This is a genomic window from Nocardia sp. NPDC051900 (genome assembly GCF_044452545.1).
Lineage (GTDB): Bacteria > Actinomycetota > Actinomycetes > Mycobacteriales > Mycobacteriaceae > Nocardia > Nocardia sichangensis.
Genome location: NZ_JBITBU010000022.1, coordinates 65,870 through 91,482, shown reverse-complemented (window position 1 = coordinate 91,482; position 25,613 = coordinate 65,870). Strand labels below are relative to the sequence as shown.

At 68.7% G+C, this 25,613-nt stretch carries 19 protein-coding genes; 9 read left to right on the top strand and 10 right to left on the bottom strand.

Annotated features, from left to right (window positions below; translation table 11 throughout):
• Positions 1-64: 64 nt before the first annotated feature.
• Entirely contained in the window at positions 65-919 is an 855-nt protein-coding gene (locus tag ACIA5H_RS30915) for a neutral zinc metallopeptidase (protein ID WP_397079186.1), read from the top strand.
• A gap of 137 nt (positions 920-1,056) precedes the next feature.
• Here ACIA5H_RS30915 and ACIA5H_RS30910 read toward each other — a convergent pair whose 3' ends face one another.
• The 4 genes from ACIA5H_RS30910 to ACIA5H_RS30895 all read right to left on the bottom strand — a co-directional run bounded on the left by ACIA5H_RS30910 (position 1,057) and on the right by ACIA5H_RS30895 (position 6,296).
• Positions 1,057-2,373 carry an ammonium transporter gene (locus tag ACIA5H_RS30910; protein WP_379249990.1) on the bottom strand — a complete coding sequence of 439 codons (1,317 nt, stop codon included), beginning with the start codon at positions 2,371-2,373 and terminating at the stop codon, positions 1,057-1,059.
• A gap of 91 nt (positions 2,374-2,464) precedes the next feature.
• A complete protein-coding gene (locus tag ACIA5H_RS30905) occupies positions 2,465-3,106 on the bottom strand; it encodes a TetR/AcrR family transcriptional regulator (RefSeq protein ID WP_356963414.1) in 642 nt (213 codons plus the stop codon).
• A 44-nt stretch (positions 3,107-3,150) separates the two neighbouring features.
• A complete protein-coding gene (locus ACIA5H_RS30900; RefSeq protein ID WP_397079183.1) occupies positions 3,151-5,397 on the bottom strand; it encodes an MMPL family transporter in 2,247 nt (748 codons plus the stop codon).
• 80 nt (positions 5,398-5,477) lie between these two features.
• On the bottom strand, positions 5,478-6,296 hold the full coding sequence (locus ACIA5H_RS30895; protein WP_356963416.1) for a hypothetical protein: 819 nt from the start codon (positions 6,294-6,296) through the stop codon (positions 5,478-5,480).
• 450 nt (positions 6,297-6,746) lie between these two features.
• On the opposite strand from ACIA5H_RS30895, the gene ACIA5H_RS30890 reads away from it, so the two are divergent.
• The 4 genes from ACIA5H_RS30890 (at position 6,747) to ACIA5H_RS30875 (ending at position 14,656) form a co-directional block, all read left to right on the top strand.
• On the top strand, positions 6,747-9,674 hold the full coding sequence (locus ACIA5H_RS30890) for a DNA polymerase III subunit gamma and tau (RefSeq protein ID WP_397079180.1): 2,928 nt from the start codon (positions 6,747-6,749) through the stop codon (positions 9,672-9,674).
• Positions 9,675-9,963: 289 nt separating this feature from the next.
• Positions 9,964-11,178 (top strand): acetyl-CoA C-acetyltransferase, encoded by a 1,215-nt coding sequence (locus ACIA5H_RS30885; protein ID WP_379249998.1) that lies wholly within the window; start codon positions 9,964-9,966, stop codon positions 11,176-11,178.
• Positions 11,179-11,294: 116 nt separating this feature from the next.
• The gene (locus ACIA5H_RS30880; RefSeq protein WP_397079178.1) at positions 11,295-13,445 is read left to right on the top strand and encodes a 3-hydroxyacyl-CoA dehydrogenase NAD-binding domain-containing protein; all 2,151 of its coding nucleotides are present in this window, start codon (positions 11,295-11,297) and stop codon (positions 13,443-13,445) included.
• Between the two features lie 113 nt (positions 13,446-13,558).
• Complete coding sequence (locus ACIA5H_RS30875; protein WP_397079176.1) at positions 13,559-14,656, top strand: esterase-like activity of phytase family protein; 1,098 nt, start codon at positions 13,559-13,561, stop codon at positions 14,654-14,656.
• Here ACIA5H_RS30875 and ACIA5H_RS30870 read toward each other — a convergent pair.
• Complete coding sequence (locus ACIA5H_RS30870) at positions 14,653-15,135, bottom strand: MarR family winged helix-turn-helix transcriptional regulator (protein ID WP_397079174.1); 483 nt, start codon at positions 15,133-15,135, stop codon at positions 14,653-14,655. The two genes, ACIA5H_RS30875 and ACIA5H_RS30870, sit on opposite strands and share 4 nt — an antisense overlap.
• Positions 15,136-15,526: 391 nt before the next feature.
• Here ACIA5H_RS30870 and ACIA5H_RS30865 point away from each other — a divergent pair, with 391 nt between their 5' ends.
• Complete coding sequence (locus ACIA5H_RS30865) at positions 15,527-19,108, top strand: protein kinase (protein WP_379250006.1); 3,582 nt, start codon at positions 15,527-15,529, stop codon at positions 19,106-19,108.
• Positions 19,109-19,118: 10 nt separating this feature from the next.
• On the opposite strand, the gene ACIA5H_RS30860 is transcribed toward ACIA5H_RS30865, so the two are convergent.
• Both ACIA5H_RS30860 and ACIA5H_RS30855 read right to left on the bottom strand, forming a co-directional pair.
• A complete protein-coding gene (locus ACIA5H_RS30860) occupies positions 19,119-20,435 on the bottom strand; it encodes a class I SAM-dependent methyltransferase (RefSeq protein WP_355078729.1) in 1,317 nt (438 codons plus the stop codon).
• Positions 20,432-21,874 (bottom strand): FAD-binding oxidoreductase, encoded by a 1,443-nt coding sequence (locus ACIA5H_RS30855; RefSeq protein ID WP_355078739.1) that lies wholly within the window; start codon positions 21,872-21,874, stop codon positions 20,432-20,434. The genes ACIA5H_RS30860 and ACIA5H_RS30855 overlap by 4 nt, the downstream gene beginning before the upstream one ends.
• Positions 21,875-22,080: 206 nt before the next feature.
• Between ACIA5H_RS30855 and ACIA5H_RS30850 the strand changes: the two genes are divergently transcribed.
• On the top strand, positions 22,081-22,515 hold the full coding sequence (locus tag ACIA5H_RS30850) for an SRPBCC family protein (protein ID WP_355078728.1): 435 nt from the start codon (positions 22,081-22,083) through the stop codon (positions 22,513-22,515).
• 48 nt (positions 22,516-22,563) lie between these two features.
• Here the strand turns inward: ACIA5H_RS30850 and ACIA5H_RS30845 are convergent, their stop codons facing one another.
• The 3 genes from ACIA5H_RS30845 to ACIA5H_RS30835 are packed head-to-tail and all read right to left on the bottom strand — an operon-like array spanning position 22,564 to position 24,414.
• Positions 22,564-22,911 carry a VOC family protein gene (locus tag ACIA5H_RS30845; protein WP_397079171.1) on the bottom strand — a complete coding sequence of 116 codons (348 nt, stop codon included), beginning with the start codon at positions 22,909-22,911 and terminating at the stop codon, positions 22,564-22,566.
• 12 nt (positions 22,912-22,923) lie between these two features.
• Positions 22,924-23,736, bottom strand: a complete 813-nt coding sequence (locus tag ACIA5H_RS30840) for a MerR family transcriptional regulator (protein ID WP_397079169.1) — start codon at positions 23,734-23,736, stop codon at positions 22,924-22,926.
• 51 nt (positions 23,737-23,787) lie between these two features.
• Entirely contained in the window at positions 23,788-24,414 is a 627-nt protein-coding gene (locus tag ACIA5H_RS30835; protein WP_397079167.1) for a hypothetical protein, read from the bottom strand.
• A 208-nt stretch (positions 24,415-24,622) separates the two neighbouring features.
• Here ACIA5H_RS30835 and ACIA5H_RS30830 point away from each other — a divergent pair, with 208 nt between their 5' ends.
• Positions 24,623-24,958, top strand: a complete 336-nt coding sequence (locus ACIA5H_RS30830) for a YbaB/EbfC family nucleoid-associated protein (RefSeq protein ID WP_355078724.1) — start codon at positions 24,623-24,625, stop codon at positions 24,956-24,958.
• A 13-nt stretch (positions 24,959-24,971) separates the two neighbouring features.
• Positions 24,972-25,580, top strand: a complete 609-nt coding sequence (gene recR / locus ACIA5H_RS30825; protein WP_063018922.1) for a recombination mediator RecR — start codon at positions 24,972-24,974, stop codon at positions 25,578-25,580.
• The last annotated feature ends 33 nt before the right edge of the window (positions 25,581-25,613 follow it).

Sequence of the window (25,613 nt, the reverse complement as noted above, 5' to 3'; positions counted from 1 at the left end):
GCCCTATGGTCCGCCCAGGCGGCCTCCTTACCCGCCGCGGCGCAAACGCGGTGGCGGTGGATGGGTGGTGCTGCTGATCGTCATCGTGTTCTTGGTCGCGGCGGGGCTGGTGCGCAACGCGATCTCGGTGGGACGCGGCGACAACGACGCGTTCGGCCCGCGACCGAGTTTCACGTTCGACGCCCAGCCGGACGGGTCGACCGGACCGTCGGAAACCGGAACCAACCCGTTGCTGACCGATCCGAGCACGACACTCGTTCCGGCGCGATGCGACTACTCGCCGTGGGGCACCCAGGTCGACGCCGCCCGCAAGTTCTTCGAAAGCGCCGCGTCGTGCCTGGAGTCGGCGTGGAAACCCGTGTTGCGCGAGGCGAATCTGCCGTTCCAGCCGCCGTCGCTGAACGTCAGCGCGACCACGTCGGGCATAACCACGCCGTGCACCGGCTCGACCAGCAATTTCGCGGCGTTCTACTGCCCGGCGAACAAGACCATCTACATGCCGATCAGCCAGTTGCAGACGGACTACTTCAAGGACAACTGGGTGGTCTACCTCTCGGTCTTCGCGCACGAGTACGGACACCATGTGCAGGCGATGTCCGGCATCCTGCGCAAGGCCAACAGCGATCGGGCCGACGCCGGGCCGCGCACCGCCAAGGGTTTGGAACTGTCCCGGCGAGTCGAATTGCAGGCCAATTGTTTCGACGGCATGTACCTCTCCTCGTCGTCGAAGGGCGGCTCGCTGACCGATCCGCAGATCACCGTGGCCCGCAAGGACGCCTATGGGCGCGGCGACCAAGCCGGGGACATGCGCGACCACGGGTCCGCCGAGAACGGCGGTCAGTGGTTCGAGACCGGACTGAACAAGAACCGTGCGGCCCAGTGCAATACGTTCACCGCGTCGGCGGGCTCGGTCAGCTGACGCGCCGAGCGGGCACGGGCCCCGCGGTGGTCATCCGGTCCGGCTCAGGCCGGGCGAAGGGCGGCAGCGCTCTCCGGTGAGATAGTCCGCGATACCGCCCCGAGCCCGGTGCCGATTGCGGGGAGTGGCCCCATCGATCAGAGCTTCGGATCGTCGTCGAGCGTGCGATCGGGATGTGGACGTCCGAAATGCCCCTCGCCGAGGCGGCGGGGCGCGTGTCCGTGCACCCCTTCCGCATATGCCGTTTCGGCGTGCAGGGCGAAGTCGATCCCGGCGGTCTCGTCCTCCTTGCTGACGCGGAAGCCGACGAGCCGGTCGATGCCCTTGCCGAGCGCGAAGGAGACGCCGAAGGCGTAGGCCGCGACGACCAGCACCGCTACCAGCTGCTTGCCGAGCTGGGCGAGTCCACCGCCGAAGAACAACCCATCGGCGCCGCCGGTCATCACCGCGGTGGCGAGCAAGCCGATCAGCACAGTGCCGACGACTCCACCGGCGAAGTGCACGCCGACCACGTCGAGCGAATCGTCGTAACCGGCCTTGAACTTCCAGCCCACCGCGAACGAGCACACCACGCCCGCGGCCAGCCCGACCAGCACCGCGCCCAGGGTGTTGACCGACCCGCACGAGGGCGTGATGGCGACCAGGCCCGCCACCACGCCGGAGGCGGCGCCGAAGGTGGTCGGCCTGCCGTCGCGGATCTGCTCGACCGCCAGCCAGCCGAGCATGCCGAGGCAGCCCGCCACCAGCGTGTTCAGGAAGACGGCCGCGGCGAGGCCGTTGGCCGCCAGCGCCGAACCGGCGTTGAAGCCGAACCAGCCGAACCACAGCAGGCCGACGCCGAGCAGTACGAAGGGCAGATTGTGCGGGCGCATCGCGTCGGTCCGGAATCCGATGCGGGGGCCGAGCACGAGCGCGAGGGCCAAGGCCGACGCGCCGGAGGCGATCTCCACCACCAGTCCACCCGCGTAGTCCAGCGCGCCGAACCGCGCGAGCCAGCCGTCCGGGCCCCACACCCAGTGGGCGATCGGCGCGTACACCGCCAGCGCCCACACCGGCACGAAGATCATCCACGCGGAGAATTTGGCGCGGTCGGCGATGGCGCCGCTGATCAGCGCTGCGGTCAGGACGGCGAAGGCGAGCTGGAACGTGACGAACAACAACTCCGGCACCGAGCCGTGCGCCGAACCCGGATCGATGCCCGCCATGCCCAGGTGATCGAGGCCGCCGATCAGGCCGCCGCCCGCGTCCGCGCCGAACGCCAGGCTGTAGCCGAAAAGTAGCCAGGCCACGGTCACCAGCGGGATCGCGATGAAGTTCATCATCAGCATGTTGAGCACGCCGGTCGAGCGCACCATCCCGCCGTAGAAAATGGCCAGGCCGGGGGTCATCAGCAAGACGAGGGCCGTGCTGATCAGCAGCCAAGCGGTGGCCGCGGGGTCGATGGTCGGGGACACGGGTTACTCCTTCCGCGCGAATGCGCTGCGAGGAAGTTACCGAATGGTCGCTCGCGGGCCGACAACAGATCGGGAAAGTGTGACTCCCGAGTCAGGCGGAGGGCTGATCCTTCCGGACACCGCGCAGCCACGCGGCGACCGCGTCCGGCGTGGGCGGGTCCGCGCCGACCAGGTCGAGCACGGTGTAGCCGATGCATGCCGCGCCCATCACGCGTGAGGCGGTCGCTTCCGCGTCACCCCAGGGCAGGAAGGGTTTGGCGAGCAGGAGGGAGGCGATGCCGTGACCCACCGACCACAGCTCCAGCACGATCGGCAGCGGGTCGCGCGGCGCGATCGTCCCCTCGTCCATGCACTTGCGCACGGTGGCCGCGAAATGCTGGAAGGCCCCGCTGGTGAGGACCTGATCCACCGCTCCTCCGGTCTCGGTGGGCGCGGTCGCCAGCCGGTACTGCTCGGGATGCTCGAGGGCGAAACGGACGTAGGCCATGCCTTGGTCGTGCAGCTGAGTCAACGGAGAGGTCGCGGGGTCGGTGGCGGCCCGGATCGCGTCGGCGAGATCTTCGAAGACCTTGGCGACGACCGCCTCGAGGAGCTCGTCCTTATCGGCGAAGTGCCGGTAGATCGACGGCGCGCTCACCCCGACCAGCTTGCTCACCGCCCGGATCGAGACGGCGTCGGCGTGCCCGGTGCTGGTGAGCAGCTCGGCCGTGGCCCGCAGGATCTCGTCGCGCAACTGGGCTCCGGAACCGCGCGGCGACCGCGGACGCCTCCCACCGATCATGCGCGTCCCGCGGTTTCCAGCGGGCGTGCTGCGGTGTCCTCCTCGCCCTCGGTCAGCCCGATCTTGGCGTGCAGGCGGGCCAGGGGTGCGGGCGCCCACCAATTGGCCGGACCGAGCAGGCGCATGAGCGCGGGCGCGAGCAGGCCGCGGATGAGCGTGGCGTCGGCGAGCACGGTCAGCGTGAGGCCGAGCCCGAGCAGCTGCATGAACGACACCTTCGCGGTCACCAGGGCGCCGAGCACGATGGCCATCAGCACGGCGGCGGCGGTGAAGATCCGGCCCGTGCGCGCCAGGCCGATCGCGACCGCGCGGGTGTTGTCGTGCGTGGCCAGCCATTCCTCGCGCACCCGCGACAGCAGGAACACCTCGTAATCCATGGACAGGCCGAAGGCCAGGCAGAACATCAGGATCGGCATGGTCGGCACCAAGTATCCGACCGCGGTGAAACCGAGCAGGCCCGACAGGTGGCCTTCTTGGAACACCCACACCATCGCGCCGAACGCGGCGGCCAGCGACAGGGTGTTCAGCACGAGCGCTTTGATCGGCAGCACGACGCTGCCGGTGAACAGGAACAACACGACGAACGTGGTCAGCGCGATCAAGGCGGCGGCGAGCGGGAGCCTGGCGGCCAATGCCTGCAGCGAGTCCGCGTTGGCCGCCGCGGCGCCGCCGTAGAGCGCGTCACCCGGTGCGGGGACCGCCCGGATCGCTTTCAGCTGACGGTCACCGGCGGGCGAGAAGGGGTCGAGTTTGGTCGCGACGCTCAAGTAGGTCCCGGTGTCGTTGATCATTCCGGGCGGCGGCGGCGCGACTCGCGCGCCCGTCACGTAGATGCCCGCGGCCGAAAGCACTGCGGGCACGCCGTCCACCTTGGACAGTTGCGCGGCGTATCCGCCGAGCGCCGCGCTGTCGCCGCGATAGCCGTCCAGCACGATCGTGGTGCCGGCGACCGGGTCGGCCTGGGGGAACTCGGTGCGCAGGGCGTCGCCGACCTGACGGCTGGCGGCGGAGTCCGGCAGCACCCGGTCGTCGGGATAACCGAACTTGACCGAGAGGAACGGCGCGCCCAGCGCGAGCAGCAGCGCGATGATCGCGACCGCGACCGGCGCGGCGTGCCGCATCACCACGCCGGCCAGCCGATACCAGGCGGTGTCCTCCGGCGCCTGCGGGCCGGGTGCGGGCGCGCCGCGACCGAACAGGCGGCGCAGCGGAGCCCGCAGGTCGAGGGAGTTCACCCGATGGCCGAGCAGCACCAGCGCCGCGGGCAACACCACGATCGACGCGATCGCCGCGGCGGCGACCACCGCGACGCCCGCGTACGCGAAGCTTTTCAGGAAGTACAGGTCGAACACGCTCAGGACGGCCATCGAGAGCGCGACGGTGAGCGCGGAGAACAGCACGGTGCGTCCCGCGGTCTGCACGGACCGGATGGTGGCCGCGGCTGGATCCAAGCCGTTGGCGAGTTCTTCCCGGAAACGGCTGACGATGAACAGGCTGGAGTCGATGGCCAGCGCCAGCCCCATCGCCGTCGTCATGTTCAGCGCGTAGATGGAGACATCGGTGAACAGCGTGAACATACGCAGCAGCGCCAGCGTCGCGAGAATGGCGAACACCCCGATGGCCAACGGGAGGGACGCGGCGACGAGGCTGCCGAACACCAGGATCAGCACGATCATCGACAGCGGCACCGCGACGCCCTCGGCCAGCGCGAGGTCGCGGGTGGTCTGCTCGGTGACGTCGTGATAGATCGCGGCGATGCCGCCTTGGCGCACGGTGATGCCGTTGGAGACGCCCGCGAACTGCCGTTCCAGGTCGCTCGCGGTCTGCTGCACCTGGGTCTCGTCGCCTTCGATGTAGGCAACCACCAAGGCGCTCTTGCCGTCGGTGCTGCGTAACGCGTTCCCCAGCGGCTGCGGCGTGGTCCAGTAGGACTGGACGCCCTGGACGTCCGTGCGGGATTTGAGCGAGTCGGCCAGCACTGTGCCCGCCGCCTTGGTGGCCGGATCGTCCGCGCCCCCGTCCGAGCTGACCAGCAGGACGAAATTGGGCGCCGCCCCGGCGAAGTTGTCCGCGATCAACTGGGCGACGCGAGCGGACTCGGCATTTGCGGAGGTGAAACCGCCCGATTTCAAGTGCGCGGGCGCGGTAGCGCCGAAGACGCCGCACAGCACGGCGACCGCGAGCGCCGCGGCCAGCACGGTACGCGGAGATCGGGTGATGAATCGGGCCATCCGGGTCAGCATCGCGGCTCCGCTCGCTAGGTTAACAGCGTTAGAGTAACGCCGTTAACCTATGCTGTCGAACTCGCACGACGCGCCCGAGGTCAACCGCGGGACTTACGGATGGCCCGCAAGCCCCTTCGGCCGGGCACGGGAAGGTCGTCGCACATTTCCACCCATTCCGCGGTGGTCAGCCACAGCTGCTGGGCGCGGGCATCGGCGGTGTTGTGGAAGATCCGGCGGCCCCGGTCGTCGCGCAGTTCTTGCGCGACCACCGACCAGCGCGGCGGGCGGCCGTGCTCGGCCTGGTAGTCCGCCAGATACGTCGCGATCGCGGTGCCGATGGTGTTCACGGGACGCAGCGACACCCGGTTGCCGTACTGCGCCGCGTAGAAACGCCGCGCCGCGCACAGGGACCGGGGATTGGCGTTGGAGGCGATCCACCCCGCGCGCTGCGCGCGCTCGATGAGCCAGAGGTGTTTGACCGCCGACGGCGCGATATTGCCGACGCGGGTGCGGATCAGCGTCATGATCTGTTCGGTGCACAGCACGTCACGGCGGGTGGGGCCGTAGCCGTGCGCGGTCCAGTGCGCGTCCGCGAGTTTGGCGAGCACCCGGCCGAAGTCGTCGATGCTGCGCTGGGCGCGGCGGCCGAGGCGTTCGATGCGCTCCGCCTCGCGGCGCATCTCGTTCTGCGCGGTCAGGGTGCGGATCGCCGCCATGGTGGGCACCTGGCCGCGTTCGAGAAGTTCGAGGATGGCGGCGGCGGTGGCCGGATCGGCGGCCGCGGTCACCGGCAGCGAGTCGCGCTTGATCGCGAACTCCTGGGGACTGATGGCGCGGCTCAAGAGGGCGACGGCGGAGCGGTCGCCTGCGAAATCGGTGCTGGAGAGCCAGGCGGCGGCGATGTCGTCACACGACACGTGGACGGTCCTCCGGTGGAAGTGGGGATTGGCGCTGGTCACCCGTTGGCGGAGCTTTGTTGGTTGTGCCCCGGTCGGGATGAGGGACCGGCCGGGGTCACCAACCTGATGAAGGTTTGGCTACCGAAGTTGCCGTCTGCCACGTTAGCCAGACGATTGCATCGGTGTCACCCATGGTGACGGTTTCGTTATTTCCAAAAAGTGGAGGTAAATCGGGGTCGGAGTCCATCTTTTCCGGCCGCGACGGGATGCCGCGGCGGGTGCGTCCGGTATTCGCACGCGCAGGATAAGTGATAGCTCTGAGGTTGCTGTTGCGCATGTCCCGGTCGGCCGTCGAAGAAGGCGACGCGCATGTTGTGACTTGGATCACATTTATCGGCGACCGTGTGCCGCTGATCCGGGCGGTAGGCGGGCATGCGCGTTGTCGGTGGTCGCCGGTAACCTCTGGCCGTGGCTCTGTACCGGAAGTACCGACCGGCAACATTCGCTGAGGTGGTGGGTCAGGAGCACGTCACCGACCCGCTGAGTACCGCGCTCGACACGGGGCGGATCAGCCATGCCTATCTGTTCTCCGGTCCGCGCGGCTGCGGCAAGACGTCTTCCGCGCGCATCCTCGCCCGATCGTTGAACTGTGTGCAAGGGCCCACTTCGACGCCATGCGGCACCTGCCCGTCGTGTGTGGCGCTCGGGCCGGGCGGCCCGGGCAACTTGGATGTCATCGAACTCGACGCCGCGAGCCACGGCGGTGTCGACGACACCAGGGAATTGCGGGACCGCGCCTTCTACGCGCCCGCGGAGTCCAGGTACCGCGTGTTCATCGTCGACGAGGCGCACATGGTGACCACCGCCGGGTTCAACGCGCTGCTCAAGATCGTCGAGGAGCCACCGGCGCACCTGATCTTCATCTTCGCGACCACCGAGCCGGACAAGGTGCTGCCGACCATCCGTTCGCGCACGCATCACTATCCGTTCCGGCTGCTGCCGCCCGCCACCATGCGCGGGCTGCTCGGGCGGATCTGCGAGCAGGAGCACGTGCCGGTCGAAGAAGCCGTGTACCCCTTGGTGATTCGCGCGGGCGGCGGTTCACCGCGCGACAGCCTGAGCGTGCTGGACCAGCTGCTGGCCGGCGCAGGCCCCGAGGGCGTCACGTATGCCCGCGCGGTCTCGCTGCTCGGTGTCACCGACGTGGCGCTGATCGACGACGCGGTCGAAGCGCTGGCCGCCGACGACGGCGCAATCTTGTTCGGCACCGTCGACCGGGTGATGGAGGCGGGCCACGATCCGCGCCGTTTCGCCGTCGACCTGCTCGACCGCTTCCGCGACTTGATCCTCCTGCGGGCGGTGCCCGACGCCACCGAACGCGGCCTGGTCACCGGCCCCGGCGACGTGCTCGACCGGATGCGCGATCAGGCCGAGCGATTGGGTTCGGCCACCTTGACCCGCTACGCCGAGCTGCTGCACGAAGGTCTCGGGGAGATGCGCGGCGCCACAGCGCCGCGACTGCTGCTCGAAGTCGTCTGCGCGCGCATGTTGCTGCCCTCGGTGTCCGACGCGGAATCCGCCACCCTGCAACGGTTGGAAAGGCTCGAGCGCGGTTTGGCCGGTGGTTCCATCGCCCCGGCGCCCGCCGCGTCGTCGGCGCATGCTCCCGCGCCGTCGCCCGCGGTTGGTTCGCCGTCGGACCCGCCTCGTCGCCGAGGTGCCGAGGCGCTGGCCGCGATTCGTCGCGAGAACCGCGGGGGTGACCGCTCGGGAAGCGCTGCGGAAGCCGGTGGTTCGGCGCATGTCGGGGCAGGGGAGCGTGCCGGAGGCGCATCCGCGGGTGCGGGGAACGTCGATGACACGACGCCGGTCGGTGGTGTGCGAGCCGGGAATCCGTCTGCCGATACGGCGGGCTCCAGTGCCGGTGCGGAATTCCCGGGTGCCGGAGGCGGGCGTCCGACGGAGCCTGTCGCCGGCGAGTCGGTCGCGCCGGGTTCTCCTGCGCAAGGGGGTACGGATCGCCCTGTGCCGGTGGCCGAACCGGATTTCGCCGAATCCGGTGGTGCGGCAGGAATGACGCCGCGGCGAGAGGCGAGTGCGACCATCGAATCGAGTGCTCCGCAACGCGGGACGGCAGGCTCGGCGTCTGCGCCATCCGCCGCCGCGCGTGACGCGAGCGCGATGCCGGGCGATCTCTCGTCCGAAACCGAAGAGGCACGAAGGTTTTCCGACCATTCGGCGAGGTCTGAGCGCGGATCGTCTGAGCAGGAAACGAATGCGCGGGCGGCCTCGTCGGTCGTCGATCCGGCCGCCGGGCGACAGCAAGGGACCGATCCGGCTGCCGGACGGGGCTCTACCGCCGGGCGGGAGCAAGGGGCTGATGCGGCTGCCGGACGGGGTTCTACCGCCGGGCTGGGGCGCGGGGCTGATGCGGCTGCCGATCAGGGATCTGCTGCCGGGCGGGAGCAAGCTGCCGGGCGGGGTTCTGCTGCCGGGGGCGAGCGCGGGGCTGATTCGGCTGCCGAGCGGGCCGTCGGGCACGGCGATCAGGCTCGGTCCGCCGCGCCGGCGTCTCATGCGACCGGTTCGTCCGCGCAGGAGCTCGCCGCCGGTTCTGTTGCCACACCGAGCGCTGATCTGTTGCGGGAAGTGGAAGCCGCCTGGGTGGACATTCGCGCCAAAGTGCGTGAGTTCGGTGCGGCCGTGCAGGCGATGCTCGCCGGTGCGTCGGTCGCCCGGGTGGAGGGCGAGGTCATCGTCTTCGCGCACCAGCACGCGCCGCTGGCCCAGCGCCTGTCCGATCCGCGCAACCTGGAGGCGGTCCGGTCGGCAGTACGGGCGGTGCTCGGCCGCGACCACGAGGTGCGCTGGGAAGCGGGCGGCGCCGCGCCACGGCCCGCCGCCGCGCCGCGATCGGGCGGTGCCGCGAACCGACCCCGCGGGCAGGCGGGCAACCAGCCGGGACGTGAATCCGGCAACGCGGCGAGCCGTGGTTCGGCCGCGCCCGCGCCGCGCTTCTCCCGCCCGAGTCAGGCGAAGAACGCGAACGCCGACAAGGCCGGCGGCGCGGGGCGTTCCGGCGCAGGGGGCGCCGACAAGCGGCCGTATTCCGCGGACGACGATATCCCGCCGCCCGACTACCCCGACCTACCCGACGACCCCGGCCCCGGCCCCGCGGACTATCCGCGGTACGACGCCGGGCCGAGCGCGGGCGACGCGTCGACCGACCTGGACTGGGACGGGGCCCGGGTCATTCCCGCCTCGACCCCGGAAGAGGAGCAGGAGATGATGGCAGCCGCGGCCGATCCGGTGGCTCCCGGCGACCGTCGCGACCCGGACGAGGTCGCCCTCGAATTGCTGAAGAGTGAGCTGGGTGCCACACGATTGGATGGTTGACAACCATCGTTCTCGCAACGTTAAGTTAACCGGAGTTCGCACTCCACGGTAGTATGGACGGGTAGCCGGGAGCTTCGGTACGCCGACGTTCTATGGTATGCCCAGGCGTACGGGCGACCTGGCCGTACGTTCGTCCTGTCCTGCCTGGTTTTGTACAGCGTTAGGAACGGTCGGTCGCAAGGCCGGTCGGCGAGGTCAGCCGCAGCCATGCCGCATCCGCGGTGTCGCCGCACACCAGCGCTCGGACGGACGAAAGTCCGGCCGCCGCACATTGAGGAAGGAACACTCCATGACCACAGAGGCCTACATTTACGAGGCCATCCGCACTCCGCGCGGCCGTGGCAAGAAGAACGGCTCGCTGCACTCGGTCAAGCCGATCGACCTGACTGTCGGTCTGATCCAGGAGCTGCGCGGGCGCTTCCCGAACCTCGACGAGGACCGGATCTCCGACCTGATCCTCGGCGTGGTCGCGCCGGTCGGCGATCAGGGCGCGGACATCGCCCGTACCGCGGTCACCGTGGCAGGCCTGCCCGACACCGTCGGCGGCTTCCAGCTCAACCGCTTCTGCGCCTCCGGCCTCGAGGCGGTCAACCTCGCCGCCCAGAAGGTTCGCTCCGGCTTCGACGACCTGGTTCTCGCCGGTGGCGTCGAGTCCATGTCGCGCGTGCCGATGGGCTCCGACGGCGGCGCCTGGGCCCTGGACCCGGCCACCAACTACGACACCTACTTCGTCCCGCAGGGCGTCTCCGCCGACCTGATCGCCACCATCGAGGGCTTCAGCCGCGACGATGTCGACGCCTACGCGGTGCGCTCGCAGGAGCTGGCCGCCAAGGCCACCACCGGCGGCTACTTCGCCAAGTCGATCGTGCCGGTCAAGGACCAGAACGGCATCGTCGTGCTGGACAAGGACGAGCACATGCGCCCCGGCACCACCGCCGAGGACCTGGCCAAGCTGCAGCCCTCCTTCGCCGTGATCGGTGAGATGGGCGGCTTCGACGCGGTGGCGCTGCAGAAGTTCCACTTCGTCGAGAAGATCAACCACGTGCACCACGGCGGCAACAGCTCCGGCATCGTCGACGGCGCCGCGCTCGTGCTGATCGGTTCCGAAGAGGCGGGCAAGGCCTCGGGCCTGACCCCGCGGGCGCGCGTCGTCGCGACCGCCACCAGCGGCGCCGACTCCACCATCATGCTCACCGGTCCGACCCCGGCCGCCAAGAAGGTGCTGGCCAAGGCGGGTCTGACCCTCGACGACATCGATCTGGTCGAGATCAACGAGGCGTTCGCCTCCGTGGTGCTGAAGTTCCAGAAGGACCTCAACATCCCGGACGAGAAGCTGAACGTCAACGGCGGCGCGATCGCGATGGGTCACCCGCTGGGCGCCACCGGCGCGATGATCACCGGCACCATGGTCGACGAACTGGAGCGCCGCAACGGCCGCTACGCGCTGGTCACCCTGTGCATCGGCGGCGGCATGGGCGTGGCCACCATCATCGAGCGGGTCTGAGCCCCAACCGACAGCTGAGAATTCATGGCGGCGTGCGCGTCGGGCCCGGAGGCGGCAGCCTGCGTGACCACGTAGGGCCGCGAACGCCGCTAATTCACCAAGGAGACACAAGAGCTGTGAGCGAAACCAACATGATCGGTTGGGAGCAGGATTCGGACGGCATCGTCGTGCTGACGATGGACGACCCGAACCAGGGCGCCAACACGATGAACGAGCTGTACAAGAAGTCGATGACGGCCACCGTCGACCGGCTAGAGGCGGAGAAGGACAACATCACCGGTGTCGTCCTGACCTCGGCGAAGAAGACCTTCTTCGCCGGCGGCGACCTGAAGAACATGATGAAGGTCGGCCCGGACGACGCCCAGACGCTGATGGAGGAGCTCACCGAGATCAAGAGCGCCCTGCGTCGCCTGGAGCAGCTGGGCAAGCCGGTCGTCGCCGCCATCAACGGCGCGGCGCTCGGCGGCGGCCTGGAGATCGCGCTGGCCACCCATCACCGCATCGCGGCGGACGTGCCGGGTTCGCAGATCGGTCTGCCCGAGGCCACCCTCGGCCTGCTGCCCGCGGGCGGCGGCGTCATCCGCACCGTGCGCATGCTCGGCCTGCAGAACGCCCTGATGCAGGTGCTGCTGCAGGGCCAGCGCAACAAGCCGGCCAAGGCCAAGGAGATCGGTCTGATCGACGAGCTGGTCGGTTCGGTCGAGGAGCTGGTCCCCGCCGCCAAGGCGTGGATCAAGGTCAACCCCGAGGCCGGCGTGCAGCCCTGGGACAAGAAGGGCTTCAAGATCCCCGGCGGCACCCCGTCGTCCCCGGCCTTCGCGGCCAACCTGCCCGCGTTCCCCGCGAACCTGCGCAAGCAGATCAAGGGTGCGAACATGCCCGCGCCGCGCGCGATCATGTCCGCCGCGGTCGAGGGCTCGCAGGTCGACATCGACAACGCGTCGCTGATCGAGTCCCGCTACTTCGTGCACCTGCTCACCGGCCCGGTCGCGAAGAACATGATCCAGGCGTTCTTCTTCGACCTGCAGACGATCAACAACGGCGGTTCGCGTCCGAAGGACGTGCCGAAGAAGGAGATCAAGAAGGTCGGCGTGCTCGGCGCGGGCATGATGGGCGCGGGCATCGCGTACGTCTCCGCGAAGGCGGGCTACGAGGTCGTACTGAAGGACGTCTCCATCGAGGCGGCCGAGCGCGGCAAGAACTACTCCGAGAAGATCGAGGCCAAGGCTCTCTCCCGGGGCAAGACCACCGAGGAGAAGTCCAAGGCGCTGCTGGACCGGATCAAGCCGACCGCGGACGCGGCCGACTTCGCCGGCGTCGACTTCGTCATCGAGGCCGTCTTCGAGAACACCGAGCTGAAGCACAAGGTGTTCCAGGAGATCGAGGACGTCGTCACCCCCGACGCGCTGCTCGGTTCGAACACCTCCACCCTGCCGATCACCGGTCTGGCGACCGGCGTGAAGCGCCAGGAGGACTTCATCGGCATCCACTTCTTCTCGCCGGTCGACAAGATGCCGCTGGTGGAGATCATCCGGGGTGAGAAGACCTCGGACGAGGCGCTGGCCCGGGTGTTCGACTACACCCTCGCGATCAAGAAGACTCCGATCGTCGTCAACGACAGCCGCGGCTTCTTCACCTCCCGCGTGATCGGCACCTTCGTCAACGAGGCGATCGCCATGCTCAAGGAGGGCATCGAGCCCGCCACCATCGAGCAGGCCGGTCTGCAGGCGGGCTACCCGGCCGCGCCGCTGCAGCTGTCGGACGAGCTGAACATGAAGCTCATGCAGAAGATCGCCAAGGAGACCCTGGAAGCCGCGCAGGCGGGCGACACCACCCTGGGCGTCAAGCGGCACCCGGCGCAGGACGTCATCGACTACATGGTGTCCGAGGGCCGTCCGGGCCGCCTGGAGAAGGCGGGCTTCTACGAGTACGACGAGAACGGCAAGCGCACCGGTCTGTGGCCGGGCCTGCGTGAGCACTTCAAGACCACTGCGGGCTTCGGCGTCCCGCTGCAGGATCTCATCGACCGCATGCTGTTCGCGGAGGCGATCGAGACCCAGAAGTGCTTCGACGAGGGCGTGCTCACCTCCACCGCCGACGCGAACATCGGTTCGATCTTCGGCATCGGCTTCCCGGCCTGGACCGGTGGTGTGCACCAGTTCATCGTCGGTTACCCGGGTGGCCAGGAGGCCTTCGTGGAGCGTGCCGACTACCTCGCCAAGACCTACGGCGAGCGCTTCGAGGTTCCGGCCTCGCTGCGTAAGTAATCGCGCGCCGCGACGCAACGCCGAAGCCCGCCATCGCTTTTCGCGGTGGCGGGCTTCGGCCGTTTTCCGGCCCGTTCGCCTGCGCGTCCGTTCGGCGCGATAGGTTGGCAGCCGTGCCGAGACGTAGTCGCCATGTTCTGATCGCCAGTTGCGCCCTCGCGCTCGCATCGGCCCCGGTGGCGGCCGCCGATCCGGTGACGACGTCATCGGTGCGTTTGCTGGGCGAGCAAGTCGTCGCGTCGAGCCTGGACTTCGCGGGCACCACCGTGGGTGGCCTGTCCGGGATCGACTACTCCGCGCGCACCGGTGAATTCGTGCTGATCAGCGACGATCGTTCGAACGAGAACCCCGCGCGGTACTACACCGCGCGCTTCGAGGTCGGCGAGCGCGGAGTCGGACCGGTGACCTTCACCGGCACGCACCCCCTGCTGACCGCGGCGGGCGCGCCCTACGCGCCGATGTCGGTCGACCCGGAGGAGATCCGGGTGGACCCGTGGACCGGCGATCACTACTGGACGCAAGAAGGCGAGCGGGACGGCGCGCTGCTGCAAGATCCGTCGGTGCGGATCGCGCACCCGGACGGCTCCTATGTCGGTGACCTGCCGATCCCGGAGAACGAGCGGATGCGCCCCGACTCCGGGCCGCAACAGAACCAGGCACTGGAGGCCGCGACCTTCCTCGCGGGCGGCACGTTGTTCGCCACCGCCACGGAGGGGCCGCTGCTGCAGGACGGGCCGGCGGCGACCACGACGAGCGGGGCACTTACGCGGATCACCGTCCAGGCGCGATCCGGGCCACTGCTCGCCCAGTACGCGTATCCGCTGGATCCGGTCTTCGCCGAGTCGCGGCCGCAGCCCGGCCGCGGCGCGAATGGGATCGCTTCGATCCTCGCCGCCGATCCGCTGGACCCCACGAAACTTCTTGTGCTGGAACGGTCCTTCTCGCCGGGCACGCCCAACAAGATCCGCGTCTACGAGGCCGATCTGAGCGCCGCGACCAACATCCTCGACGCCTCGATCGGCGCTGCCCGCCCAGTGGCCAAGCGGCTGCTGGTGGATCTCGACGACGTCGGGCTCGCCGCCGTCGACAACGTGGAGGGCATGACCTGGGGGCCGCGTCTGCCCTCCGGTGAGCGCACCTTGGTTCTGGTCAGCGACGACAATTTCGACAGCCGCCAGATCACCCAGATCATCGCCATCGCCGTGGCCTAGTCCGTGCCACGCAGCTCCTCGGCGGCGGCCTGGTACGCGGCAGCCGCCCTGGTGAAGTAGTCGAACAGCACCTCGCGCTGTTCGGGTGCGTAGCCGCCGATGATCTCGCCGATGCGCTGCCGTGCGGGGGCGAGCACCTCGTCGAGATCGGCTGGCTTGCTGATCAATTCGACGATCACCTTCCGGCGGTCGCCAGGGACCGGCGCGCGGCGCACGTAGCCCGCGTCCTCCAGGCGGTCGATCAGCCGGGTGGTCGGGCCGGTGGTCAGGCCGCTGCGCGCGCCGAGTTCGCCCGGCGTCATCGGCCCGGCCAGTTCGAGGATGTTGAGCGCGTACAGATCGGTGGCGCCCAGATCGACCGCCCGCGCCCCGGCTTGTCCGTGCAGCATGACCGCGCTCAGGTAGCGCCGGTAGATCTCGCGGGCGTCGGCGCGGAGTCCGGGCGCCGTGGGCTCGCGGTCGGGTTCAGGTGTCGACACGGTTATTCCTCCGCACCTAATGTCTGCTCACATGTAGATAGTTCTACAAAGAAGAAAGATCTTTGAAGAAGTAAAATATCACGGCAGGTCACCACCGCGCCGAGCGGGTTCCCGTAGCCGAGGTGGTTGGTCGAATCGACTCCGGGTATCCGCTCATGTGGACCTGAAGTGGCGGTGGTCACAACCAAGGCGGCATCGGCGCCGGAACCGCTCAGCGGTCGCGAAACACGCGGATTCGGAACACACCCGACCTGTTCGGAAACGTCACCCGCGTGATACCGCACCGCGCTACGTTGGAGTATGCGCAGGCATATCGGACACGGCGTCCGGCGGTCGGCGCGGAGTTGGTCGCCGATGTCGCCGATTCGATGTGAGTGTTCGAGGTGATCACATGAATCCACAGACGCGTTCGGGCCGGGTGCGCCCCGAATCCCCTGCGGCCGAGACGAAGACGCAGCGGCAGCCGCCCGTCGACATCGCCGACGAACTGGAGGCGATGGGCCTGTCCGGTGCGGTGGAGATCGGCCGCGGCGGATTCGGGGTGGTGTATCGCTGCATCCAGACCGCGTTGGACCGGGTGGTCGCGGTGAAGGTGCTTCCCTCGGAGATCGACCAGGAGAGCAGAGAGCGGTTCCTGCGCGAGGAACAGGCCATGGGCAGGCTCTCCGGCCACCCGAACATCGTAGACATACTCCAGGTGGACGTGACGGCAACCGGAATGCCGCTCATCGTCATGCCGTACTGCACCCACGGGTCACTGGAAAAGCTGATTCGCGATCAAGGCCCATTGACCTGGGCGGACTCGCTACGAGCAGGCGTCAAGCTGGCAGGAGCCATCGAGAGCGCGCACCGCGCCCGAATCCTGCACCGCGACGTGAAACCGGCGAATGTGCTGCTCAGTGGTTACGGCGAGCCGCAGCTGACGGATTTCGGCATCGCCCGCATCCCGGGCGGGTTTCGCACGTCGAGCAGCATGATCACCGGCTCGCCCGCGTTCACCGCGCCGGAGGTCCTCAAAGGTGACGAGCCCACCATCCGCTCAGACGTCTACGGCCTCGGCTCGACATTGTTCGCCTTGCTCACCGGGCACGCGGCCTTCGAGCGGCAGGCGGGCGAGCGGGTGGTCGCGCAGTTCCTGCGGATCACCACCCAGCCGGTGCCCGATCTGCGTGAACAGGATATTCCGCCGGATGTCGCCGGCGTCATCGAACAGGCCATGTCCCCGAATCCGCGGGATCGCCCGGCCAGCGCCTACGAGTTCGGCGAAATGCTGCGCGCGGTGCAGCGCGGCCACGATCAGTTGCCGGACGAGATGGCGCTGCTGGAGACCACGCCGGAGCCCGAAACGACCACCCCGGCAGCCGTGGGCGAACCGACCGCGGTGTGGACCGCCTCTCGTCCCGCGGTCACCGCGCGGCGCAGCTGGCCGTTGACGCTACGGCCCGCCGTCTCCCAGCATCCGGCGGTCGTGCCGACGACGCCGCCGACGGCCGTGACCAAGTTCTGGCCGCCCACGCCCACGCGAGAGCCGATTCCACGGCCGCGTCTGCTGGACATCCTGCGCGCGGGCGGGCGGCGCAGGTTGGCAGTGATCCACGCGCCCGCGGGCTTCGGCAAGAGCACGCTGGCCGCGCAGTGGCGCGCCGAACTCAGCGAAGGCGACACCGCGGTCGCCTGGATCGGCATCGACCGGGACGACGACAACGAGATCTGGCTGCTCGCCCACCTGATCCAGGCCATCCGCCGGGTACATCCGGACGTCGGCGCCGGTCTGGACCAGGTACTGGAGGAACGGCCCGCCGACGCGGCCGCTTTCGTGATTCCCACCCTCATCGACGAGATCCACGCGGCGGGCAGGACGGTCGTGGTGATCGTCGAGGACTGGCAGCGGATCACCGACGGCGGCGCGCATCGCGCGATGGAAGCTCTGCTGGACAACTGCTGCCACCACCTGCGTTTCGTCGTGACCAGCCGGGAACAGTCCGGCCTGCCGACCAGCCGCATGCGAGTGCACGACGAACTGGTCGAGATCGGCTCGGCCGCGCTGCGCCTCAACGAGGCGGAGACCAGGCAGATCCTGGTGGAGCGCAACGGCTTCGACCTGACGCCCGAACAGGTCACCGAAATCCACACCGCCACCGACGGATGGCCTGCGGCCATCCAGCTGGTGGGCCTGTCCTTGCGCGGCAATGCCGACCCGGCTCAGCTGATCGCCACCCTCTCCGAAGGCAACCACGGCATTCGCGAATACCTCGCCGAGAACGTCTTGGACACTTTGGAACCGAAGATGCTCGAGTTCCTGATGTCGATCGCGGTGACCGAGCGGGTGTGCGGTTCGCTCGCCGCGGCGTTGTCCGGCGAGCCGGACGCCGAGCAGCTGCTCGAGCAGGCCGAGCAGCGTGAGCTGTTCCTGCGGCGCATCGAGCACGACCCCGAGTGGTTCCGGATGCAGCCGCTGTTCGCGGAGCACCTGCGGACCCGGCTCGACCGCGTCCACCCGGGGAAGCTGAAGTCGCTGCACCGCAAGGCTTCGCGTTGGTACGCCGAACACCAGCTGCTGCGCAAGTCGGTCGACCACGCGCTGGCCGCGACCGATCTGAAGATGGCGCTGGACCTGCTCGAGGGTGGCGGGATGGACCTGATCGACGGTTCCCGGCTCGCCACGCTGCTGGGCAGCGTGTCGAAGCTGCCGATGCAGCAGGTGGCGTCGCGCTCGAAGTTGCTGATGGCGGTGGCCAGGGCGAACGTCAACCTGCAGCAGTCCGGCGCGGCGCGCAACGCCCTGGGCAGGCTGTCCAACATCCTGGCCCGCGGGTCCACCGGCGACGCCGATGTGCGAGTGCAGCGCTGCCAGGCGGCCGTGCTCGCCGCCGCCGACCAGATCGCGCGCGACCACACCGATGGCGTGCTGGATCGGGTCGCCGACTGCCTGCGGGAGCAGGACGATCTACCCGTGTGGACGGTCTCGACGGCGGCCAACCTGACATCCTTCGTGCGCCTGTGCGAGTTCGACTTCGAGGGCGCGAGGAACATCCAGGAGTGGGCCGAGGAGTACCACGAACGCTCGAAGGATCCGCTGGGCCTGGTGTTCGGTCGCTGCGGCCAGGGCGCCGCCGCCTACGAGCAACTCGACGTGGACACCGCCACGCGCTGTTTCCAGCAGGCCTGGGACTTCGCGCGGGAACGCTCGGGACCGCGCTCGCACGCGGTGCGGGTCGCCGCGGCGCTGCTGGGCGAGATGAGCTACCGCAGGGGCGATCTGGCGACCGCCGACCGGCTGCTCGACGAAAGTCACGAGCTGGTCACCCGGGTCGGTCCGGTGGACTTCCTGATCTCCACCTTCGTCGTCGGCGCCCGGGTCAAGGCGGTCGGGGGAGATCTGTTCACCGCGGCAACGCGACTGGACGAGGGCGCGCGCATCGCCGCCGACAACCGGCTGCCCCGGCTGGCCGCCCACATCCGGGCCGAACGGCTGCGTCTGGGCATGGCGCTGGAGTCCGCGGATCGCCGCTACACCGACCTCAGTGAATCCACGCCGCTCCAGGCGGCGCATCGGCTGACCGGCGCCGCCCTGCTCACCGCCGAAGCCGAGGAACTCGCCGCCATCCGCGCACTGCTCGCCGAACGCCGGCTCGGCTCCGACGACCGGGCGGTGCGCCGCGCCCGCGCGCTGTCCGACCACACCCGCCAGAAGCACCGCCCGCGCGCTCAATTGGACGCCGCGCTGCTCCTCGCGGAATGTCTGGCCACCGCGGGCTGGGTCGGTGAGGCCACCAACCTGCTGCTGCCCGCCGTCGCGACCTGCGCCGACCTCGGCTGGACCAGGCCGCTGCTGGACGCGGGCCCCGGCGTGGTCGGCATCCTGCGCGTGCTGCGCGCCGACCTGCCCGCCTCCGCCCAGGTCGGCGACGTCGAACTGCCCGCCCCGTTCCTGGATGAACTCCTGAACGAGGCGGGCAGCAACGCCTTCTGAACGTCCCGGTCTACGGCTGCCACCACGGGCGCAGCGGTACGGTCCAGTCGCCGTCGGCGGGCAACTTGACGCCGAGCACCTGGTGCAGCTGCACCACGTTGCGCTGGAAGCCCAGCCGGCACCCCGCCATATACAGGCCCCACACCTTCGCGGTGCCCTCGCCGACCTCCGCGACGCAGGCGTCCCAGTTGGCGACCAGGTTCTTGCACCATTCGTGCAGAGTCAGGGCGTAGTGCTCGCGCAGGTTCTCCTCGTGCAGCACCTCGAGCCCGATGTTCTGGATCTCGGAGATGATCCGGCCGGAGCCGATCAGCTCGCCGTCCGGGAACACGTAGCGGTCGATGAAATCGCCCGCCTTTGTGGTGCGGGTGTTGTCCGGGCGGGTGATGCAGTGGTTCAGGAACAGGCCGCCGTCGCGCAGCTTGTTCTTGATGTAGTCGAAGTAGTACGGGTAGTTGTGCACCCCGATGTGCTCGGTGAGCCCGATCGAGGACACCGCGTCGAACTCGCCCTCCGGCACGTCGCGATAGTCGGAGTGCCGCACTTCGGCCAGCTCGGCCAGGCCCTCCTCGGCGATCTTCTTCTGCGCCCAATCCGCCTGCTCGGCCGAGAGCGTCGCGCCGATGACCTTGACGCCGCGCTTGGCGGCGTAGCGCACCATGCCGCCCCAGCCGCAGCCGATGTCGAGCAGCCGGTCACCCTCCTTCAAGCGCAGCTTCTCGAACACCAGGCGGTACTTGTTCTCCTGCGCCTGCTCGAGCGTCCAGCTCTCGTCGCCGTAGGTCGCGCAGGTGTAGGTCATCGACGGGCCGAGCACGTGCTCGTAGAAGGCGTTCGAGACGTCGTAGTGGTGGTGGATGGCTTCGGCGTCGCGCGTCTTGGAGTGGCGCAGTCCCTCGAAGGCGATCCGCCGCCAGCGCGGCAGCGTCTCCTGCGGCGGCGGGGCGACCGGCTTGAGCCGCTCCCAGCCCAGCGAGCGCGCGATGGTCACCAGGGCCAGCGCGGACGGACGGCGGAACTTCAAGCTGTCCATCGCCTTCAGGATCGCGTACGGATCACCCGGGTGCACCCCGCTGGCGGTCATGTCGCCTGCGATGTAGGCGCGCGCCATGCCCAGGTCGCCGGGGGCCGTGGCCAGGTAGTTGATGCCACGCGGAGTCCGGATGTCCAGCGCGAACTCCGAGTCCTCCGGTCCGGTGGCGCTGCCGTCGTAGGCCGTCAACCGGATCGGGACTTCGCCCTCGACGAGGGTCTCGAAGATCTCGGCAATGCTGAGTTTGGTTCCGAGATCGGCGAAGACATCGGAACGGTCCTTGAATGTCGTCATTTGCGTTGCACCGCCTTCGAATACAAATCCAGCAGGCGCTGGTTCGGGTCGTAGCGTTTTTTCAGTTCGGTGTAGGTGTTTCCGCCGTAGAGCGCCGCGAACTCATCCTTGTCGTAGAAGGAATCCGAGTACAGCGACTTATGACCGTCGAATTCGGTCACTTTGTGCTCGATGGCGCGGTTGGCCGCGCCATCCTGCTGCCCCGGGACGGTGGGCACGGCCGACCAGAATCCGACGTTCACGTAGGTCCGGTCCGGCTCCAGGGGATACAGCGGCCAAGCGCGTCCGCCGGACCGCTGCGTGCGGCCGGTCTCGCGCAAACGCAGCGGGCACAGCCAGATCGGCTCGATCGGGATCTCGCGCAGGAACCACTCCACGAAGTCGGCGGTGCGGTCCACCGGCACCTCGATGTCCTGCACGACCCGCTCACGCGGGGGATTGCCCTTGCGAGCCTCCAGCTTGTCCCCGATGTCGTACTTGTGATCGAGCGCAACCAGCTTCCAATAGAAGCTGCTGCGCCGATAGCGCTTCGGCCAGAATCGGCGGATCCTCGGATTCTGCGTGCCGAAGGCGCGGGAGCACCAGAACCAGTCGGTGTCCCAGCGCCACAGGTAGTCGTGGATGGTCAGGCGGTCGCGTTTGGGCGTTTCGCCCTCGTGCTGGATGGACCGGTAGTAGATGTCCATCCCGGTGTAGTCGCTGACCGGGCCCGGCTCGTCGGTGCGGCGGCCCAGCGTCAGATAGCTCTCCTCGGCGGAGAAGACGACGCCGTCGAGGTAGTCCACGGGCTCGTCCGCATAGACCCGATCCGTGACGATCGTCGCGAGGGTGGCCTCCAGTTCGCGCAGGTCCCGGAAGCGAACGTGCCGCAGCGCGACGTACGGTTGTACTTCTTCCAGCTCGATCTTCAGCCGGACCGTGTAACCCAGCGTCCCGTAGGAATTCGGGAAGCCGCGGAACAGATCGGCGTGCTCGTTGTCCGGCGTGGCGGTGAGGATCTCGCCCGCGCCGGTCAGCACGTCCATCTCCAGCACCGACTCGTGCGGCAAACCGCTGCGGAAGGAGGTGGACTCGATGCCGAGGCCGGTGACCGCTCCGCCCAGCGTGATGGTCTTGAGCTGGGGAACGACCAGCGGCGCGAGCCCGTACGGGAGGGTGGCGGCGACCAGCTCCTCGTAGGTGGTCATGCCCGCGACGTCGGCGGTCCTCGCCACGGGGTCGACCGCGATCACCCTGGTCAGCCCCGAGACATCGAGGCCGGGCGCGGTGTTCTTCGCCCTGGCGCGGAAAAGGTTCGAGGTCTTCTTGGCCAAACGGACGTTGGCGTGCTCGGGTATGGCGCGGTAACTCGCCAGAAGGCGATCCACGCCGGCTCGATGCGCGGCAAATCCTGATTCGCGTGCGGCCGGTGCGTGTCCGGCCTTCCCCAACAGACTCACTGCCACCCCTCGACGCTAGTACGGACCATACGGCGGGGCCACCGCGAGGTCTCGGTCGTGGAGAAATGTCACGCATATGTTGCGAAATGGAATACCGAATCGTCCGGAGAAGTTCGCCACACGCTCCGCCCTCGCCGTTATCATCCGGGGCCGACAGGGCAGGATGGAGATCCGTCGAGACACCGCATCCGGACAAGGAGCTCATTGTGGGACAGGTCAGCGCCAGTAGTTCGATCGACGTGGCGGCGGATCCGCAGCGCGCGCTGGAGGCCATCGCCGACTACGACACGGTGCGTCCGCGCATCCTCTCGTCGCACTACCGCGACTACAAGGTGGTCGAAGGGGGCAAGGGCGCGGGCACCGTCGCGGAATGGACGTTGCAGGCCACCGAGAAGCGCTCGCGCAACGTGCACGCGGTCGTCTCGGTGTCCGATTCCATTGTCACCGAGCGCGACTCGAATTCGACCTTGGTGAACACCTGGACCGTCACCCCGGAGGGCGCGGGCGCGCGGGTCACGCTGCGCACCACGTGGAAGGGCGCGGGCGGCGTCGCGGGCATCTTCGAGGGCATCTTCGCGCCGCTCGGCCTGAAGAAGATCCAGGCCGAGGTGCTCGGCAACCTCCAGCGCGAACTGGCCTGATCGTACGGCCGCGACGACGGCCATGGCCGTCGTCGCGGTCTGCTGGGTCTATTCGGCCGCGATGTCGAAGAGGTTCCCCTCGGGATCGGCCAGCGTCGTCCACTTCATGCCCCACTCGTCGAAGTCGGCGACGTGCTTCGCGCCGAGATCGATCGCGCGCGCGACCTCGTCCCGGCCGGAAGCGAGCAGGTCGAGGTGGATGACGTTCTTGCCGGGGTTCTTGTCGGGCACGCGGATGAACATCAGCGGGGTCGCGGCGCCCGCGGTCCGGCCGACGGTGGCGAACTCCGGGGTGGGGTCGGGATCGACGGGCGTCTCCAGCAACTGTGACCAGAATTCGGCGAGCGCGCCCGCGTTCGCACAATCGATGGTGACGTGGGCGATCGAGATCGTCATGAATATCTCCTTTTACGGTTGGGCGACGGGCCAGCACACTTCGGTCCGGTAGCCGGCGGGTTCATCGGACGCGTCCGGTCCGAGCAGGTACATCTCGCGGATCGGCTCGGGCAGCGCGACAGCGTGTTCGGCGACGTGACTGCCCAGTGCGCCGTAGGTCCGGTCGAAATCGTCGAACGGACCCTCGTGCACGGCGACGGCGAAACGGCGCGCGGGTAGCTCGATGAGCGAAAGCGTTGCCGGCAGCGCCACATCCGTGTCGGCGACTGGGACGAACGCGACTACTTCGCCTTCGTCCTGCTCGAAGAAGTCGGTGCTGTAGGTGGCGCCGGCGACGCCCGCAGGCGCGATGCTCGCGGCGGCCAGCGCCTCGTACAACGCCTGGAACGTCGAAGCGCACCACTCGCCGATGTGTTCGCGCGCCACCGTCGCGCCGATCGCCGCCGCCGGGAACGCCCCGACCACGCGATACTCCACGGCGATCGGAGCCGATGGCGTCAGCAGCGCGCGCAACGAGGCCACGACCGCGCGGGTACGGGTCAGCTCGGCTTCCATGCGCTCCAGATGCGCCCGCAGCGTGGCGTCACGGGCGTTCTCGTCCGGTGCGGCCAGCACGGCGCGGATCTCCGGAACCGGCATGTCCAGCTCGCGCAGCCGCCGGATCAACTGTGCCTGCGTCACCTGCGCCGTCGCGTACCGCCGATAGCCCGAATTCGCGTCTATGCCGGCCGGAGCGAGCAGACCGATCTCGTGGTAGTAGCGCAACGTCTTCACGCTGAGATTGCTCAGCCTGGAGAATTCCCCGATAGGGACGGTGGCCGTCATGGCACCAGCCAACACCCTCCAGTGACGGGAGGGTCAAACGACACCCGCTGTTCAGGCGAGCGCGAAGGTCAGCAGCAGGGTGGTCTGGAACATGCCGCGCCACCACGAGTAGCCGAACCACACACCGGGAGTGACTTCCCGGATCTCGTCGTAGACCTGCGGCGTCGGCGAGGGCGCGTAGTTCAGTGCCCAGGTCGGCTGCCCATCGGTCAGGGCGGGCGCGACGTAGACGTCGGCGCCCCAGGCCTCGAAGCCCGCACCGGTGAGGCGGTTCATCAGGAAGCCGCCGTCCGGGCCGGTGTAGAAGGTCTTGCCGATCCACAGCGGGGGCGCGATGGCCTGCATGACCGGCGGCCGAGTGACCCAGCCCGATTTCACGCCGACCGGAACGGCGCCGAGCGGTGCGGCGCGGAAGATCGCGTCCTGCTGCTCCGGCGAGCACCGGGAACGCAGCGAATCGAGCGTCGCGGCCTTGTCGTCCGGGTAGAGGACGCAGCCGCCCCCGTAGTCGGCGACCGCCGGGGTCGTCCGGGGCTCGTCTGCCCCTTGCGTGTCGATCACTCCGGGCGTGTCGGTGATCTCCGTATCCGCGGACGCCGCTGCGCCGAGAAAGATGCTGGGAACACCGAGCGTGAGCACCAGGGTGCTCAGGAAACGTGCACGAACTGCGATCATCATTGGCTCCAGATTTGCACACCGCTTTCCGACTCGGTGTCGATGGTAAGGCGCGCATGGTCGGTTCCGATCGGAACTACCCAACCTGTTACCCGTCATGCGCGCTGTTATCCGTCCTGCGCCGCGGACCTGGGACCGTCGGGCCGCGCCGGGGACCGGCCACGGCAGGACTAGGCTGGCCGGTGACACCTTCTTCAGAGAGGACGCTCCCGTGCAGCCAGGTGGCCAGTTCGATATGCAACAGTTGCTCGCCCAGGCGCAGCAGATGCAGCAGGCGGTGATGGAAGCCCAGGCCGAGATCGCGGCGACCGAGGTGGACGGCGCTGCCGGCGGTGGCTTGGTGCAGGTCAGGCTGAAGGCGAGCGGTGAGGTGGTGTCGCTGACCATCGACCCGAAGGCCGTGGATCCCGACGATGTCGAGACATTGCAGGATTTGGTCATCGGTGCGGTCAACGACGCGATGGCCAACGCGCAGCGCATCGCCGCCGAACGGCTCGGACCCCTGTCCGGTGGCTTCGGCGGCGGCGGTTCGCTGCCCGGTTTCTGAGCCGAGGTAGCAGTTGTACGAGGGTCCGGTCCAGGATCTGATCGACGAATTGGGCAAGCTGCCCGGCGTCGGTCCGAAGAGCGCGCAGCGCATCGCCTTTCATCTGCTCCAGGTGGAGCCGCCGGAGATCGATCGGCTGCAGGCCGCGCTGCAGAAGGTGCGTGACGGGGTGCAGTTCTGCGTGACATGCGGAACGGTCTCCGACGGCGAGCTGTGCCGCATCTGCGCCGACCCGCGCCGGGACCGGACCATGATCTGCGTGGTCGAGGAACCCAAGGACGTGCAGGCGATCGAGCGCACCAGGGAGTTCCGCGGTCGCTACCACGTGCTCGGCGGCGCGCTCGATCCGCTCAGCGGTGTCGGCCCCGACCAGCTGCGGATCCGGGAACTCCTGGCGCGTATCGGAAACCAGGAGGACGGCGTCGACGTCAGCGAGGTGATCATCGCGACGGACCCGAACACCGAGGGCGAGGCCACCGCCACCTACCTGGTCCGGATGCTGCGCGACTTCCCGGGTTTGAGTGTGACCAGGCTGGCCTCGGGCCTGCCGATGGGCGGCGACCTCGAATTCGCCGACGAGCTCACCCTCGGGCGCGCGCTGTCCGGCCGCCGCGCGCTATAGCTCGCGAAAACGCCTCCCGCGACGGGGATTGCG

Excerpts from the sequence above, each read along its gene's own strand:
- ACIA5H_RS30900 (WP_397079183.1), bottom strand. The coding sequence starts at position 5,397 with ATGCTGACCCGGATGGCCCGATTCATCACCCGATCTCCGCGTACCGTG.
- ACIA5H_RS30885 (WP_379249998.1), top strand. The coding sequence starts at position 9,964 with ATGACCACAGAGGCCTACATTTACGAGGCCATCCGCACTCCGCGCGGC.
- ACIA5H_RS30865 (WP_379250006.1), top strand. The coding sequence starts at position 15,527 with ATGAATCCACAGACGCGTTCGGGCCGGGTGCGCCCCGAATCCCCTGCG.
- ACIA5H_RS30860 (WP_355078729.1), bottom strand. The coding sequence starts at position 20,435 with ATGACGACATTCAAGGACCGTTCCGATGTCTTCGCCGATCTCGGAACC.
- ACIA5H_RS30845 (WP_397079171.1), bottom strand. The coding sequence starts at position 22,911 with ATGACGATCTCGATCGCCCACGTCACCATCGATTGTGCGAACGCGGGC.
- ACIA5H_RS30840 (WP_397079169.1), bottom strand. The coding sequence starts at position 23,736 with ATGACGGCCACCGTCCCTATCGGGGAATTCTCCAGGCTGAGCAATCTC.
- ACIA5H_RS30835 (WP_397079167.1), bottom strand. The coding sequence starts at position 24,414 with ATGATGATCGCAGTTCGTGCACGTTTCCTGAGCACCCTGGTGCTCACG.